Annotated in this window: 16 protein-coding genes; 12 read left to right on the top strand and 4 right to left on the bottom strand. The window is 70.0% G+C overall.

Going from position 1 to position 15,145, the window contains the following annotated elements; translation table 11 throughout:
* Positions 1-418 precede the first annotated feature (418 nt).
* Positions 419-1,327, top strand: coding sequence for a TIM barrel protein (locus RUR_RS33350; RefSeq protein WP_283139207.1), 909 nt, complete (start codon positions 419-421; stop codon positions 1,325-1,327).
* A 37-nt stretch (positions 1,328-1,364) separates the two neighbouring features.
* Here RUR_RS33350 and RUR_RS33345 read toward each other — a convergent pair whose 3' ends face one another.
* The gene (locus RUR_RS33345; RefSeq protein ID WP_283139206.1) at positions 1,365-2,240 is read right to left on the bottom strand and encodes an HhH-GPD family protein; all 876 of its coding nucleotides are present in this window, start codon (positions 2,238-2,240) and stop codon (positions 1,365-1,367) included.
* A gap of 97 nt (positions 2,241-2,337) precedes the next feature.
* Here RUR_RS33345 and RUR_RS33340 point away from each other — a divergent pair, with 97 nt between their 5' ends.
* Entirely contained in the window at positions 2,338-3,018 is a 681-nt protein-coding gene (locus RUR_RS33340) for a hypothetical protein (RefSeq protein ID WP_283139205.1), read from the top strand.
* Positions 3,019-3,028: 10 nt separating this feature from the next.
* Here the strand turns inward: RUR_RS33340 and disA are convergent, their stop codons facing one another.
* The 3 genes from disA to RUR_RS33325 all read right to left on the bottom strand — a co-directional run bounded on the left by disA (position 3,029) and on the right by RUR_RS33325 (position 7,013).
* Positions 3,029-4,111, bottom strand: a complete 1,083-nt coding sequence (gene disA, locus RUR_RS33335) for a DNA integrity scanning diadenylate cyclase DisA (RefSeq protein WP_283139204.1) — start codon at positions 4,109-4,111, stop codon at positions 3,029-3,031.
* Positions 4,112-4,227: 116 nt separating this feature from the next.
* Positions 4,228-5,607, bottom strand: coding sequence for a DNA repair protein RadA (gene radA, locus RUR_RS33330; RefSeq protein WP_283139203.1), 1,380 nt, complete (start codon positions 5,605-5,607; stop codon positions 4,228-4,230).
* 707 nt (positions 5,608-6,314) lie between these two features.
* Positions 6,315-7,013 (bottom strand): class I SAM-dependent methyltransferase, encoded by a 699-nt coding sequence (locus RUR_RS33325; protein ID WP_283139202.1) that lies wholly within the window; start codon positions 7,011-7,013, stop codon positions 6,315-6,317.
* Positions 7,014-7,103: 90 nt separating this feature from the next.
* Here RUR_RS33325 and RUR_RS33320 point away from each other — a divergent pair, with 90 nt between their 5' ends.
* From RUR_RS33320 to RUR_RS33275, 10 genes are all read left to right on the top strand, one after another.
* Positions 7,104-7,925, top strand: a complete 822-nt coding sequence (locus tag RUR_RS33320; protein ID WP_283139201.1) for a sugar phosphate isomerase/epimerase family protein — start codon at positions 7,104-7,106, stop codon at positions 7,923-7,925.
* Positions 7,922-8,683, top strand: a complete 762-nt coding sequence (locus RUR_RS33315) for a class I SAM-dependent methyltransferase (RefSeq protein ID WP_283139200.1) — start codon at positions 7,922-7,924, stop codon at positions 8,681-8,683. Before RUR_RS33320 ends, RUR_RS33315 begins: the two co-directional genes overlap by 4 nt.
* Positions 8,680-9,279 (top strand): TetR/AcrR family transcriptional regulator, encoded by a 600-nt coding sequence (locus RUR_RS33310; protein WP_283139199.1) that lies wholly within the window; start codon positions 8,680-8,682, stop codon positions 9,277-9,279. The genes RUR_RS33315 and RUR_RS33310 overlap by 4 nt, the downstream gene beginning before the upstream one ends.
* Positions 9,280-9,353: 74 nt before the next feature.
* Positions 9,354-10,304, top strand: a complete 951-nt coding sequence (locus RUR_RS33305; RefSeq protein WP_428847041.1) for a proline dehydrogenase family protein — start codon at positions 9,354-9,356, stop codon at positions 10,302-10,304.
* A 51-nt stretch (positions 10,305-10,355) separates the two neighbouring features.
* Positions 10,356-11,150 carry a pyrroline-5-carboxylate reductase gene (gene proC / locus RUR_RS33300; protein WP_283139197.1) on the top strand — a complete coding sequence of 265 codons (795 nt, stop codon included), beginning with the start codon at positions 10,356-10,358 and terminating at the stop codon, positions 11,148-11,150.
* A 50-nt stretch (positions 11,151-11,200) separates the two neighbouring features.
* A complete protein-coding gene (locus RUR_RS33295; RefSeq protein WP_283139196.1) occupies positions 11,201-12,364 on the top strand; it encodes an acetoin utilization protein AcuC in 1,164 nt (387 codons plus the stop codon).
* A 268-nt stretch (positions 12,365-12,632) separates the two neighbouring features.
* Positions 12,633-12,836: a helix-turn-helix domain-containing protein gene (locus tag RUR_RS33290; RefSeq protein ID WP_283139195.1), complete on the top strand. Its 204-nt coding sequence runs from the start codon at positions 12,633-12,635 to the stop codon at positions 12,834-12,836.
* Between the two features lie 217 nt (positions 12,837-13,053).
* Positions 13,054-13,152, top strand: a complete 99-nt coding sequence (locus tag RUR_RS33285; RefSeq protein WP_018654693.1) for a 30S ribosomal protein bS22 — start codon at positions 13,054-13,056, stop codon at positions 13,150-13,152.
* A gap of 24 nt (positions 13,153-13,176) precedes the next feature.
* Complete coding sequence (locus tag RUR_RS33280; protein WP_283139194.1) at positions 13,177-14,205, top strand: NAD-dependent epimerase/dehydratase family protein; 1,029 nt, start codon at positions 13,177-13,179, stop codon at positions 14,203-14,205.
* Between the two features lie 50 nt (positions 14,206-14,255).
* Positions 14,256-15,134 (top strand): lysophospholipid acyltransferase family protein, encoded by an 879-nt coding sequence (locus RUR_RS33275; protein WP_283139193.1) that lies wholly within the window; start codon positions 14,256-14,258, stop codon positions 15,132-15,134.
* Positions 15,135-15,145: the final 11 nt, after the last annotated feature.

The following is a 15,145-nucleotide window of genomic DNA, read 5'->3' as shown; positions in this document are numbered from 1 at the left end:
CATCCCGCGCGTTCCGTTTTGTCAGCGGTCTGTGCCCGGGGCGATATCGTCGATCACCCCGTCCGGCGCCGTCTCCCGTGCGAGGATCCTGGGGCGCGATTGTATTGCTGCCCGATATCAATCCCCATGTGACTTGACGAAGAGTAGTACTACGGGATGTAGAGTAATATCCGTCGTAGAGCGTAGAACGAAGTCAGCTCTACGGAGGACGTCTGACGGAGTGGCACTCCGGCATTCTGGAGCCTCATCGACGCCGTCGCCCTCGGAAGCCGCCGCTGAGAGTGACCGGCGGTGAGGGCAGACCGGGCGTCCGACAGCTGCATGGGGACCCCGCCACATGTGTGAGGATTCCCGGTCCGGGACCGGGGGTCGTGGACGCGGGTCAACGGGTTTTGTACAAAGCCGTAGGAGGCCCCGAATGCGCTTGCGTCATCACGACGGCACGCTGGTTCATCTCGTCTACAACGCGGGGGTCCATCCGGCCGACGACCTGGAGAATCTGATCGCGCACCTGACCCGCTACGCGGTTCCGGTACGGAGGAAGCTCGGGGTGCGGAGGCTCGGGCTCGGACTGTGGATACCGCCCGCCGTCGCCGAGCACCTCATCATGGATCGCATCGAACTCGTCCGGCTCAGCCGGATTCTCGCCGAACGGGGACTCGAGGTCGTCACCCTGGACGGCCTTCGCTGCGGGAGCCGTCAGCCCGGGGCGCGGGACCTGGACTGGGCCAAGCCGGAGCGGTACCGCTACACCCTCAACCTCGCCCGGATCCTCTCCTTCCTGCTGCCCGAGGACGTCGCGCAAGGGACGATCACCACGCTTCCGCTCGCCAGGCGAGGCGACTGGCCACCCGCGCTGGCCGACATCGCCGCCCGCCGGCTGGAGCGGCTCGCCAAGGAGCTCCGCAGCCTCGCCACCATTAGCGGCCGGACGATCAGCGTCGGGTTCGAACCGCAGCCGGGCTGCGTGATCGAGACGACCGACCAGGCCGCCAAGCAGCTCGCCGGATTCGACCCCGCGCATCTCGGCATCTGCCTGGACACCCGCCACATGGCCGGTGCCGGCCGGGAGAGCCTCCGCCCGCTCGCCTCCGCCGGCCTCCCTGTCATCAAGGTGGCGCTCCAGGACGAGCAGTGCGAACGCGACACCACCCTCGCCACCCTCTTCGGCGGGGAGGTCCCGGTCACCCACCACCTGGAGCTCGACCTGCCCGCGGCGCGCCGCCCGCGTACCGTCACCGGCCTGGTCACCGGCCTGGTCACCGAGCTGGACGGCACCCGCCGCCGCCTTACCCAGCTAGGCCTCACCAACGTGGCCGCCGCCTAGATCACCCCGATATTCCCTGAGCCCCTTACCTGCTGCTCTACTTCCCGGCCTCCGCGACGCCCGGAAGGCGGTAGACGTCCTCGTCCAGGGGTTCGACCAGGCCGTCGGCGACCAGGCCGTCCAGGGCCCGTTCTCGCTGCAGCGGGTCGTCCCAGACGGCGTCGAGGGCGGCCTTGGGGACCGGGCCCGAGGCCGTACGGAGTACGTCCAGCAGGCGGCCCCGGCACTGGCGGTCGGTTCCTGCATACGTCTGGCCGCGCCGGGCCGGACCTTGGTGCGGCGGGTGCCCGGCGAGGCGCCAGGTGCAGGAGGAGGCGATGGGGCAGCCGTCGCATCGCGGCGCGCGAGCCGTACAGATCAACGCGCCCAGCTCCATGACGGCGACACTCCAGCGCGGTGCGTCCGCCACAGGAAGCAGCGACTCGGCGAGCCTCCGCTCGGCGGCGGAGGTGGCGACGGCCGGGTACTCGACCCCGGTGACGGCTCGGGCGAGAACCCGCCGGACGTTGGTGTCGAGGATGGGGTGGCGTCGGCCGTACGCGAAACCGGCGACGGCCGCGGCGGTGTAGTCCCCGATCCCCGGGAGGGTGCGAAGCTCCTGGTAGGTGTCCGGGACCCGTCCCCCGTAGCGCTCGACGATCTGCCCGGCGCCGGCGTGCAGGTTGAGCGCCCGCCGGGGGTAGCCGAGCCGGCCCCAGTGGCGTACGGCCTCGCCGGGCGGCTCGGCGGCGAGCGCGGCGGGCGTGGGCCACCTGGTCAGCCAGTCCTGGTAGACGGGGAGAACCCGGGCGACGGGGGTCTGCTGGAGCATGATCTCGCTGACGAGGATCGCCCAAGGGGAGGCGTCGGGACGGCGCCACGGCAGATCCCGGGCGTTCGCGGAGTACCAGTCGAGAAGGGTTTGGGGGTCCACCCGTGTGAGCTTAGGCCGCGGCGGACCCGGTCGCAGTTCGACGGCGCCTACGGCGGGTCGGCCGCCGATAACGGCTTCGGATCCCCATACTGTGCGTATGGATCCCGACACGTTCCGTAGTGGGGTGGAGGTCGAAGGGCCGGAGACCTACTGGCGTCGGCGCGCGGTCGCCCTCATCGTCGTGCTCGTCGTGGTGGCCGTGATCGCCTGGGCCTGCTCGGGGTCGTCCGAGGAGCGGAGCCCGTCGTCGGCCGGCTCGTCGGCCCTGCCCACGCCGGTGGCGCTGGACCCTGCGGCGGTGGCGGCCGCGCCGACCCCAGTGCCCACGGTGACCGTGACGACGGTGGCGAAGCCGACGGCTGCCCCCTCGCCCGCGGCAAAGGCGCCGGGTGACGTCTGCGACCCGAAGAACGTCGTGGTGAGCCTGATCGGATCGGGCACCACCTATCCCGACGGGATGCTGCCCCGCTTCATCCTCACCGTGGTGAACACCGGCGAGCAGGCGTGCTCGATGGATGTGGGCCCGCGGGCCGTGGAGCTGCTCATCACCTCCGGGCGGGACCGGATCTGGTCGTCGGCCGACTGCGTGAGCGGCGAGGGTGCGAGCCTGCGGAAGTTCGCCAGGGGCGTCCCCTACGTCCGGGTCGTCGACTGGGACAGACGCCGTTCGGCGCAGGACTGCCGTAGGGAACGGGCCGAGGCCCTCCCCGGGACCTATGTCGCGGTCGTCCGGGCCGGGCAGCACCGGACGGGCAAGTCGGTGTTCCTGCTGCGGTGAAGCCGGCAGGCTAGACGTAGCGTTCCAAGATCGAGGACTCCGCGAGCCGGGAGAGCCCCTCCCGGACGCTGTGCGCGCGGGACTCCCCGACGCCGCCGACCCCCTGCAGGTCGGTCACGTTCGCGGCGAGCAGCTTCTGCAGACCGCCGAAGTGGTCGACGAGCCGATCGACCACGCTGCTGGGCAGCCGGGGCACCTTCGCGAGCAGGCGATACCCGCGCGGGCTGACCGGCCGGTCCAGTGCGTCGGTCCCGGTCCGGCCGAGGACCTCGGCGACCATGGTCAGGTCGAGCAGCTCGGTGGGGGAGAGCCGGTCCAGCCCGACCAGGGCGTCCTGCACCTGCCGCAGCCGGCCGGGGAGACGGGGCTCCGGGGCGTAGTCCCGGATGATCAGCTCCCGGTCCGTCTCGACCCCGGAGACGAGCTCCTCCAGCTGGAGGGAGAGCAGCCGGCCGTCGGTGCCGAGCTCGACCACGTACCCTTCGATCTCCCGTGCGATGCGCCGTACCATCTCCAGCCGCTGGGCTACCGCGCAGACGTCCCGCACGGTGACCAGGTCCTCGATCTCCAGCGCGGACAGCGTGCCCGACACCTCGTCCAGGCGGAGTTTGTAGCGTTCTAGGGTGGCGAGGGCTTGGTTGGCGCGGGAGAGGATCGCCGCCGAGTCCTCCAGGACATAACGGACACCGTCCAGGTAGAGGGCGATGATCCGCATCGACTGGCTGATCGAGATGACCGGGCGGCTCGTCTGCTTCGAGACCCGCTGCGCCGTACGGTGGCGGGTGCCCGACTCGTCGGTGGGGATGGCCGGGTCGGGGACGAGGTGGACGGCGGCCCGGACGATCCGGGTGTAACCGCCGTCGAGGACGATCGCACCGTCCATCTTGGCCAGCTCACGGAGTCTCGTGGCGGAGAACTCGACATCGAGTTCGAAGCCGCCGGTGCACAACTCCTCCACCGCGGCCTCATGGCCGAGCACGATCAGCCCACCGGTGTGCCCACGCAGAATCCGCTCCAGCCCGTCACGGAGCGCGGTCCCGGGCGCGACGGCCGCGAGGGTGGTTCTCAGACGTTCGCCAAGACCTCTGTCCACTGCTGACACATGACCCCCGCTGGTCGCTGACGGTCGCCCAGTTTAGCGAGGCCCTCCCCAGCGAGCCTCCTGAGCCTGTTTGTCTATGTGACGCCTGAGTGGGGAGAGGAGTTGCCTTACCCGAACGCGGCGCGGATCGCCGAGGCCAGGTCGCTCGTCTCGGTGACCGTCATCCCCTCGGGGACTCCTGAGTTCGGGGCGAGCGAGTCCGCGGTGATCGAGTCGGTCGGCACCACCGCGTGCCGGAAACCAAGCCGAGCCGCCTCACCCAGCCTGCGCCGTACCCCCTGCACCCTGCGGATCTCGCCGGCCAGCCCCACCTCGCCGAGCGCGATGAAACCCGAAGGCAGCGGCATGCCGCTCGACGAACCGGCCACCGCGAGGGCGACCGCGAGATCCACCGAGGGTTCGGTCAGCCGGACCCCGCCGACCGTGCCCGCGTAGACGTCGTGCTGGTTCAGCCGCACCTTGCCGTGCCGCTGCAAGGCCGCGAGCACCAGGGTCATCCGGGCGTTCTCCAGCCCCGCGGTGGTACGGCGGGGATTGGCCTCGGGGTGGGTGGGGACGACCAGCGCCTGCACCTCGGCGACGAGCGGACGCCGGCCCTCCAGCGTCACCGTGACGCAGGTCCCCGCGGCCGGTTCGACCCGGTGGGTGAGAAACAGGCCGCTGGGGTCCGGCAGCCCGGCGAGCCCCGAGTCGGACAGGTCGAAACAGCCGATCTCGTCGGTGGGCCCGTACCGGTTCTTCACCGCACGGATCATGCGGAGCCGGGAGTGGCGTTCACCTTCGAAGTAGAGAACCACGTCGACCAGGTGTTCCAGCGCGCGGGGCCCGGCGATGGAGCCGTCCTTGGTGACGTGGCCGACGAGGACGGTCGCGAGGTTCCGATCCTTGGCCACCTTGATCAGGTTGCTCGCCACGTCGCGGACCTGGGTCATGCCGCCGGGCGTCCCCGTCACCCCGGTCGACGCGATGGTCTGCACCGAGTCCACGATGAGCAGCTCGGGCCGGACCGCCTCCACATGCGCGACGAGCGCGCCCAACTCGGTCTCGGCGGCGAGGTAGAGGTGCGGGGCGAGCGCCCCGACCCGGTCGGCCCGGAGCCGGACCTGGGCGGCGGACTCCTCACCGGTCACATAGAGCACCTTGGCGCGGTCGGCGCGGAGCGCCGCCATCTCCAGCAGCAGCGTCGACTTGCCGACCCCCGGCTCGCCCGCGAGCAGCAGCACCGCACCCGGGACCAGGCCCCCGCCCAGCACCCGGTCCAGCTCGTCCATGCCGGTCGGCAACGCGGTCGCCTCGTCCACCGGCACCTCGCCGATGGGCAGTGCCGGAGCGGTGACCCGGCCGGCGCTCACGGCGCGCGTGACCGCGCTGGGGGCACCCACCTCCTCCATCGTGCTCCAGGACTGGCATTCCCCGCAGCGACCCACCCATTTGGTGGTCTGCCACCCACACTCCGCGCACCGAAACGACGTGCTCGCCTTCGCCATGCCCCGCAGCGTACGGCCTGAGGCCGACAGATTTTTCAACACCGACCGCGGCGGTTCGCGTCGGACGAAGGGCGTCCGGCGCGAACCGCCGCGCGCTCATGTCGACGGCACTGTTCTTGTAAACCCGCCCGCACTTAACGCGGTCCGCACCTTCGGGTTTTCCTTCGACCGTGCTTACCGGGCCAGGCAGGTAGGTTGTGGCCCCGGTTGCGACCACGGACGTGCCCACCGTCTTAAGGGAAACCTCTCTCACAAGCCAGTGTTTTCAACATTGACCGCGACGGTCCGTGCCGCGCAAAGACCGCGCGGCACGGACCTTCGCGCGCATTCTCGCGCCGCAAAGTACGCGGCGCGAGAAGTGCGGATGTAGCGCCTTGGGCGCCTAGCGTCCAGCCATACTTACAACCAGCATGCGGAACCCCTGTAGGAAATCTCGGGTCTTACCGGCTATGGCCTAGCGTGACTCTCTCTTACGGGTCGGGCACGTGCGCGCTCGAAACGCCCCCGCGTCTGGACTGACGACGGCGTCGTCGCGCCGGCGGCGACGACTAGGAGGGAAGACGCGGGTTACCGGCGTTTCGAGCCGGCCGAGCGGAGCTCGGCCCAAAAATACTGGTTCTTGACGGCGACCTCGCTTAACACGGTCCCCATGTCCGTTGTTGTCACCCACACCATGCCTATGGAGACCATAGGACCCAGGGGTCTACCTAAAACCTGCGCCACCAGAGGTTCGCGGCGTAGTCAAACTCGGTGCCGTTCACCTCGGCGAGGAAGCCTTCGGCGATTTTGGCGGGGAATTCGATGCGGAGGACGGCTTCCAGGTCTTTGCGGGTGGGGAAGGCCCAGCGGATGGTCAGTTCGGTCCGGCTCCAGCCTTTCCGTGTCCAGAACCGTGCCACCCGTTCCGGGTCGTAGCTGGTGAGCCAGCGGCGGAACCAGCGCCCGTACGGGCCGCGGGTGGCGTCGACGTCGAGGACGAAGGCGGCTCCGCCGCGGCGGACCACCCGGTCGAGCTCGGCGAGGCCGGGTTCGCAGCCGGGGCCGAAGAAGTAGGCCCATCGGGCGCAGGCCACGTCGACGGAGCCGTCGGGTACGGGGACGGACTGGGCGGTGCCCACGCGTATCGCGACGTTGGGGAGTCCGGCGCAGCGCCGTTCGGCGAGGGAGGCGAGTCCGGCGTGCGGCTCCACGCCGATCACGCGTGTCGCCGTACGGGAATAGAACGGCAGGTGGTAGCCGGTGCCGCAGCCGATGTCGAGGACGGTCGCGCCCTCCGTGGGCCGGATCGCGGCCATGGCGTCGTAGATTCGGGCGTCGGGGTCGACGGCGCGGTTCTCGATCTCGTAGATGTGGGGCGTGTTCCAGATGTTTGGGCTGGGAATCGCCCCGGCGGCTACTTCGGGCACCGTCTCACATTAGAGGCCCGCCGACGGCGAAACGCACTTACACGGGCGGTCGCTCGTCGTCAAGGCGATGCGACGCATAGGCTGGCAAGCGTGAGCGATGTCATCCGTGTTCCCAATGCGAAGATCGCGCTCTCCACCGCGTCCGTATACCCGGAACGCACACCGGACGCATTCGAACTGGCGTCCAGGCTGGGATACGACGGTGTAGAGATCATGGTCGGGGCAGATCCCGTCAGCCAGGACATCGACGTCCTGGAGCGGCTGTCCGACCACTACAAGCTCCCGATTCTCGCGATTCACGCGCCCTGTCTGCTGGTGACCCAGCGGGTGTGGGGCAGGGATCCGTGGGGCAAACTCCAGAAGGCGCAGCGGGCCGCCACCCGGCTCGGCGCGCGCACGGTCGTGGTCCACCCGCCGTTTCGCTGGCAGCGGGAGTACGCACGAGACTTCGAGAAAGGCCTCGCGCGGATGCGCGAGGAGACCGACATCACGTTCGCGGTGGAGAACATGTTCCCCATCCGGGCGCGGGGCACGGAGATGGTGCCGTACGCGCCGCACTGGGATCCGGTGGGGCAGGACTACCCGGATGTCACCCTCGACCTCTCGCACACGGCGCTGTCCGGCTCCGACGCGATGGAGATGGCGACCAGGCTGGGGGACAGGCTCGCCCATGTGCACCTCGCCGACGGACTGGGCGTCACCAACAAGGACGAGCACCTGGTGCCGGGGAGGGGCAATCAGCCGTGCGCGCCGCTGCTGGAGCGGCTGGCGCGGACGGGCTACCGGGGGCTGATCGTGCTGGAGATCAACACGCGGAAGGCGAGCAGCCGTACGGAGCGCATCGACGACCTGGCGGAGGCGCTGGCCTTCGCCCGGCTGCACCTCGCCTCCTCCTCCGTAGCCGGCTCATGAGCTATACGCTCTTCGACCAGGTGGCGGACGCCTACGACACAGGCCGCCCCACCTATCCGGAAGAGGTCTACGACGCGCTGGAGGGGGCGCTCGGACGCTCGCTGCAGGGCACCACGGTGGTGGATGTGGGCGCGGGCACCGGCTTGGCCACCCGCGGGCTGCTCAACCGGGGGGCACGCGTGATCGCCGTGGACCGCGGCTGGCGCATGCTGGAGCGCCTGAGGGCCCGTACGGCGGGTGCGCGGGCGCGGGCCGTACTCGGCGACGGGAACGTGCTGCCGGTGCGGAGCGGGGTCGCCGACGTGGTCTGCTACGCCCAGTCCTGGCACTGGCTCGATCCCCGCGGCTCGCTCGTCGAGGCAGCCCGGGCCCTGCGGGTCTCCGGGCTGGTCGCGGCGTGGTGGAACGCTGCGGACGCCGCGGCGGCGGACTGGCTCGCCGCGCTGCACGTCCGGCTCGCCGAGGTCTGCCCCGGCTACCGGGGGCCCGCGCTCCCCGGCTGGTCCCCGCCGCCGGTCGCCGGCCGGATGCGGGAGCTGGGCTACACGGTGACCGAGGGGTGGGTGCCCTGGCTGCGCCGGGTCTACCTGGAGCAGTACATCCAGGACTTGAAGTCGCACTCCTACGTGGCCTCGCTGGCGCCGCCGGTGGCGAACGCGCTGCTCACGCAGGAACGGCAGGAACTCGCCAAGGTGTTCGCCGACGGTGTCGTCGTCGAGCCGCTGCGGGTCTACCTGGCCTTCGGGCGGCGCCCGTGACGGCTGCACGGCGCCCCGGGCGCAGGCCGGGGGTTTCCGAGACCCGGACGGAGATCCTGGCCGCGGCGCGGCGGATGTTCGCCGAGAAGGGGTTCGACGGCGCGTCGATCCGAGGCATCGCCCGGGAGGCCCAGGTCGATCCGGCGCTGGTCCACCACTACTTCGACAGCAAGGAGAGCATTTTCGTCGAGGCGATGAAGCTGCCGCTGGATCCCGCGGTGGTCATCCCCTTCGTCGCGGGCGGGCCCCGCGAGCAGGCGGCGGAGCGGCTGGTCAGAACCATTCTGAGCATCACCGCGACCGAGGAGGCCCGGGAGCCGATGCTGGCGTTGATCCGGTCCGCGATCACCAATGAGCAGGCTCTGGCGATGGTGCGGCCGTTCCTCGTCCAGGCGGTTCTGGCCAGGCTGGCGGAGGCGCTGCAGATCCCGCTCCTCCGGATGGAACTGGCGTTCGCCCAGCTGTTCGGCGCCCTCGCGGCGAGGTACGTCCTGCGGCTCGAACCGCTCGCCTCGGCCGACCTGGACGAGCTGGCCGAGCAGCTGATCCCGGCGGTCGCGCACCATCTCCGTCCCGAGCCCCCGGCGGCACCCTGAGCTTACGGCTCTGACCAGGGCGTTTACCCTGGGAGCTATCCCCCCGGCGTCGTCGGCGACGGAGGGGGCCACAGATGTTGCGCCGGATGCTGCAGGAATTGTCCAGGTGCACCTGGATGGCGCGGACGCTGCGCACCGCGCCGGGGGTGCGCGGCGTCATCGGGCGGTATGTCGCCGGTGAGCACGTCGAGGACGCCGTTGGCGCGGCGCGGCGGCTGCGGGCCGCCGGTCTGCTCATCACCCTCGACTATCTGGGCGAGGACGTCAGGCAGCCGTCCGAGGCCCTGCGGACGGTCGCCTGCTACCAGGATCTGCTGGTCCGGCTGGACGAGGCGGGCCTGGCCCGCGGCGCGGACGTCTCGGTCAAGCTGAGCGCGCTGGGGCAGCGGATCGGGTGGGACGGGGTGCGTCCGGAACGGGACGCGGAGCTGATGGCGCTGGAGCACGCGACCAGGATCTGCGAGGCCGCGAACTCCGTCGGCGCCACGGTCACCGTCGACATGGAGGAGCACGGGACGGTCGACTCGACCCTGTCCGTCGTCGCCGAGCTGCGCGCCGGGTTCCCCGCCACGGGGGTGGCCGTCCAGGCCCGGCTGCGCCGGGCCGAGGAGCAGTGCCGTGACCTGGCGGTCGGCAAGGTGCGGGTACGCCTGGTCAAGGGTGCCTACGGGGCGCCCACCTCGGTCGCCTACGCCCGCGGCCGGGAGGCCGACACCTCCTATGTACGCTGCATGCGGGTCCTGATGGCGGGGGACGGGTACCCGATGCTCGCCACGCACGACCCACGGATGATCGAGATCGCCTCCGCGCTCGCCGTGCTCAACGAGCGGGACGAGAACAGCTTCGAGTACCAGATGCTGTACGGCGTGCGCCCGGGGGAGCAGAGCCGCCTGGTCGACCTGGGCGCGCGGGTCCGCGTCTACGTCCCGTACGGCGAGGACTGGTACGGGTACCTGTTGCGCAGGCTGGCGGAGCGTCCGGCGAACCTCCGTCCCCACCTGCGCTCCCTCGTCACGGCGGGCTAGCCGGCCGTCACCAGTAGTCTGAGGGCAGGTTTGGGCGTATCGGAGGATCCAGTGATCGCAATTCTCGGCACGGGAAAGATGGGCGAGGCCCTGCTGTCCGGCTTGATCAGGTCCGGTCGCCGACCGGACGAGATCATCGCCACCGCGCGCCGCCCGGAGCGGGCGGCGGCGCTCAGGGACCGATACGGGGTCGAGGTCGTCTCCAACGCCGAGGCAGCCAAGATCGCCGACACGCTCATCCTCGCCGTCAAGCCGCAGGACATGGCCGCCCTGCTGGAGGAGATCGCGCCGGGCATCCCCGCGGGCCGGCTGGTGATCTCGGCGGCGGCCGGTATCACTACCGCGTTCGTGGAGGCCCGGCTCGGGGACGCGGTTCCCGTGGTCCGGGTCATGTCCAACACGCCGGTGCTGGTGGACGAGGCGATGAGCGTGATCTCGGCCGGGGCGCACGCGGGGGAGGAGCACCTGCGGCTCACCGAGGAGCTGCTCACGCCGGTGGGCAAGGTGCTGCGGATCCCCGAGTCCCAGCAGGACGCGGCGACGGCGCTGTCGGGAAGCGGTCCCGCCTACTTCTTCTACCTGGTCGAGGCGATGGTCGACGCGGGCATCCTCCTCGGGATGCCCCGGTCGGCGGCGCTGGACATGGTGACCCAGTCCATCGTGGGCGCCGCGATCATGCTGAGGGACTCGGGCGAGCACCCGGTCATCCTCCGTGAGGCGGTCACCTCACCGGGCGGCACCACGATCGCGGCCATCGCGGAGCTGGAGCGCCATCGGGTGCGCGCGGCCTTCCTCGCCGCCATCGAGGCCGCGCGGGACCGGGGCCGCCAGCTGGCCTCGGGGTGACCTGACGAGTACCGCCGGAGGCCGGCGGGAGATCCGGTAGCGTGCTCGGTATGAGCCGGTTGCCACGGGTGATTTGGGATGACGCGCTGACGTCGTACGACTTCGGGCCTGGTCATCCCCTGGCTCCGATCCGGGTGGACCTGACGATGGCCCTCGCCCGGGAACTGGGCGTTCTGGACCGGGTGGAGATGTCGGGATGTGTGCCCGCCACCGACGACGAGCTGGCGCTCGTCCACGAGCGGGACTACATCCAGGCGGTCCGCCGGGTCTCCGAACGCGGTGAGCCGGACGTCTCCCGTGGGCTGGGCGTCCCCGACAATCCCGCGTTCACGGGCGTCCACGAGGCTTCCGCGCTGGTGACGGGGGCGACTTTGGCCGCCACCCGGGCCGTGTGGAGCGGCGAGACGGATCACGCCGTCAACATCGCGGGCGGGCTGCACCACGCGATGCCCGGGCACGCGAGCGGGTTCTGCGTCTACAACGACCCTGCGGTCGCCATCGCCTGGCTCCTGGCGAACGGGGCCGACCGGGTCGCCTACGTCGACGTGGACGTCCATCACGGCGACGGTGTCCAGACGGTCTTCTACCACGATCCCCGGGTCCTCACCGTCAGCCTGCACGAGAGTCCCCGGACCCTTTTTCCCGGTACGGGTGACCCGAGCGAGACCGGAGCCGACTGCACCTCGGTGAACGTCGCACTGCCCGCGGGTACGGGCGACGCCGGCTGGCTCCGCGCATTCGACGCGGTCGTCCCGCCGCTGCTCCGGGAGTTTCAGCCGACGATCCTGGTCTCCCAGCACGGTTGCGACAGCCACGCCTTGGACCCGCTCGCCCATCTCATGCTCAGCCTGGACGGCCAGCGGACGGCGTACGCCAAGATCCACAGACTTGCGCACGAGCTCACCGGGGGCCGCTGGATCGCGACCGGTGGTGGCGGGTACGAGCTGGTCCAGGTGGTGCCGCGCGCCTGGACGCACTTGATCGCCGAGGTTTCCGGGCATCCGCTGGACCCGGCCACCCCGACCCCGGAGAGCTGGCGGGAGTACGCGCGGGCGCGGGTCCGGGACCTGCCGCCGCTGACGATGACCGACGGCCGGGAGCCGGAGTACCCCGACTTCGCGGACGGTTACGACCCGGCCGACCCCGTCGACCGGGCGATCGTGGCGACCCGCAAGGCCGTCTTCCCTTCGCACGGACTCGATCCCCTCCCCTGACCCCGCTCTGATTACTACAATTTGATAACGAAACAATCGTCAGGCCGGGGTCACCTGCAGTCACATCGCCGGGTGTCGGCCGCACCGAGCACGACTCGATGCCGGTGTGGCCAGTGTTTTTGGCGATTCCGCTGGCGACGATCGCCGAAGAATGCTGCAATAAGGGGTTTGCGTAGCCCGAGTTGAGATTTACGCTGACAGCAGTACACGTGCGTGAGCGATGTCACCTGTGGGGATAACACGGTTACACGTGCGGAAGAGGCGTCCGATGGGTGCAAGTGAAAGACCTCTCAGCGAGGTGAAGTTTCTGACCGTTGCCGAAGTCGCCACCGTCATGCGGGTATCCAAGATGACGGTCTACCGGCTCGTTCACTCGGGCGAGCTGCCGGCGATCCGAGTGGGACGCTCGTTCCGCGTCCCTGAGCAGGCAGTCCACGACTACCTACGCGATGCGTACATAGAGGCGGGCTGAGCCGGGTTCGGCCCGCCTCGGGTTCATCGCGCACCGGTCGGCACCCGGTAAAGGCGGGTGTGGCCTCGTCGCGGTGAGGTTATGGGTACACACGCTGCGCTTCTTGTGGCAGAGACGTGATACCCCTACCGGCCGATCGACCATGGATCGCCGGTAGGCTGTTGCGTCGGTGTGCGCTCGCACATCGAGTCAGCAATCCCGTCTCGTTGGGGGTCCCGTGGGCTCTGTGATCAAGAAGCGCCGCAAGCGCATGGCCAAGAAGAAGCACCGCAAGCTGTTGAAGAAGACCCGGATCCAGCGCCGTAACAAGAAGTAGGCGCGAGGCTTCCTGCGAGGCGCCATGACCCATACCGTTCTTGTCACAGGGGTTTCCCGCTATATAGGGGCGAGGGTGGCGGGTGCTCTCGCGGCCGACCCGAAGATCAGCAGGGTCATCGGTGTGGACACCACGCCTCCCCTCTCCCTTCTCACGGGGGAGGGTGTTCCGCTCGGCCGTACCGAGTTCGTCCGGGTTGATCTCCGCAGCCCGGACATCGCAGAGGTGATCGAGGCCGCCGACATCGACGTCGTGGTGCACATGAGCCTGGTCAGCGCTCCCGTCCGGGGTGGTGGCCGGGTCCCCATGAAAGAGCACAACGTCATCGGGACCATGCAGCTGCTCGCCGCGTGTCAGCGGTCGGCCGCGGTGCGCAGGGTGGTGGTCCGCTCAACCTCGGCGGTCTACGGCTCCTCGCCCACGGACCCCGCGGTGTTCACCGAGGACGTGGAACCGGTGGAGGCGCCGCACTCGGGGTACGGCAAGGACGCCACCGAGGTCGAGGGGTATGTTCGCGGTTTCGCGCGTCGCCGTCCCGATGTGACGGTGTCGCTGCTGCGCTTTGTGAACCTGATGGGTCCCGGAGTGGACTCCCCCATCACGCGGTACCTGCGGCAGCCGGTCGTGCCCACGGTGTTCGGGTTCGACCCGCGCCTGCAGTTCATCCACGAGGACGACGCGGTGGAGGTCCTGCGGCGGATGGCGTCGGAAGACCATCCGGGTACCTTCAACGTGACCGGTGACGGCGTCATGCTGCTTTCCCAGTGCGTACGCCGGGCCGGGGGCGTGAGCGTGCCCGTACCCTCGCCCGGCTTCCGGATCCTGAGCGCGGTGGCCCGGCGCGCCGGGCTCGTCGAGTTCTCCCCGGAGCAGCTGCGCCTGCTGAGTCACGGCCGGGCCGTGGACGGCGGCCGGCTCGCGGCGGAGCTGGGCAGGCGGCCCGGCTACGACACCGCCGCCGCGTTCGAGGACTTCCTCCGCAGCCGTCAGGCCGCCGGCAACCTGCCGCTGCGGCTCGTCGACGGCTTCGCCGACCTGATCACGGCGAGATAGTGTGAAACCCCGACATGACCGCGATACCAGCCAGAGTGCTTCCGCTCCCCATGGAACCTGACGAGGACCCGCCCGGGCGAGGCGACCCGGACAGCCGGATCGCCGGGATCCTGGACTTCATCCACCGCAGGCTCGCGGGCGAGTACGAGGTCGACGAGTTCGGCTTCGACGCCGAGCTCAACGACAAGGTGCTCCTGGAGCTCCTCAGGCCGCTCTACCGGCACTGGTTCCGGGTCGAGACCGTGGACATCTCCAACGTCCCCGACACCGGTGGGGCCCTCGTGGTCGCCAACCACTCCGGGACCCTCCCGCTCGACGGGCTCATGCTCCAGGTCGCCCTGCACGACGATCACCCGGCCCGGCGCCCGATGCGGGCGCTCGGCGCGGACCTCGTCTACAAGCTGCCCGTCATCGGCCATCTTGCCCGCAAATCAGGGCATACGCTGGCCTGTCCCGAGGACGCCGATCGGCTGCTGCGCGGCGGTGAGCTGGTCGGGGTCTTCCCCGAGGGATTCAAGGGCATCGGCAAGCCGTTCTCCGAGCGCTACCACCTTCAGCGTTTCGGCCGCGGCGGGTTCGTCGCATCGGCGATCCGGGCCGGGGTTCCGATCGTCCCCTGCGCCATCGTGGGTGCCGAGGAGATCTACCCCAAAATCGGGGACTTCCCGGCGCTGGCCCGGCTGCTGGGCGTGCCGTATATACCGATAACTCCGCTTTTTCCATGGTTCGGGGTGTTAGGCCTGATCCCGCTGCCCTCCAAGTGGCTGATCGGATTCGGGACGCCGATCCGCACCGACGAGCTCTCCCCGGCGGTGGCCGACGATCCGATGGCGGTCTTCAACCTCACCGATCAGGTGCGGGAGAGCGTCCAGCAGCTCCTTGAGGAACTCCTGCCCCGCCGGGGCCCCGCCTTCCCGCCCCTCGCCTGAGCCGTGCGGGG

The sequence above is a fragment of the Rhizohabitans arisaemae genome (assembly GCF_025996515.1).
Taxonomy (GTDB): domain Bacteria; phylum Actinomycetota; class Actinomycetes; order Streptosporangiales; family Streptosporangiaceae; genus Rhizohabitans; species Rhizohabitans arisaemae.
The sequence above is the reverse complement of the archived record's forward strand: the minus strand, read 5'-3'. Positions and strand labels throughout refer to the sequence as shown.

Bases quoted from the DNA above. Each gene is read 5' to 3' on its own strand.
- RUR_RS33350 (WP_283139207.1), top strand. From the start codon at position 419: ATGCGCTTGCGTCATCACGACGGCACGCTGGTTCATCTCGTCTACAAC.
- RUR_RS33340 (WP_283139205.1), top strand. From the start codon at position 2,338: ATGGATCCCGACACGTTCCGTAGTGGGGTGGAGGTCGAAGGGCCGGAG.
- radA (WP_283139203.1), bottom strand. From the start codon at position 5,607: ATGGCGAAGGCGAGCACGTCGTTTCGGTGCGCGGAGTGTGGGTGGCAG.
- RUR_RS33315 (WP_283139200.1), top strand. From the start codon at position 7,922: ATGAGCTATACGCTCTTCGACCAGGTGGCGGACGCCTACGACACAGGC.
- RUR_RS33305 (WP_428847041.1), top strand. From the start codon at position 9,354: ATGTTGCGCCGGATGCTGCAGGAATTGTCCAGGTGCACCTGGATGGCG.
- RUR_RS33295 (WP_283139196.1), top strand. From the start codon at position 11,201: ATGAGCCGGTTGCCACGGGTGATTTGGGATGACGCGCTGACGTCGTAC.
- RUR_RS33290 (WP_283139195.1), top strand. From the start codon at position 12,633: ATGGGTGCAAGTGAAAGACCTCTCAGCGAGGTGAAGTTTCTGACCGTT.
- RUR_RS33280 (WP_283139194.1), top strand. From the start codon at position 13,177: ATGACCCATACCGTTCTTGTCACAGGGGTTTCCCGCTATATAGGGGCG.
- RUR_RS33275 (WP_283139193.1), top strand. From the start codon at position 14,256: ATGGAACCTGACGAGGACCCGCCCGGGCGAGGCGACCCGGACAGCCGG.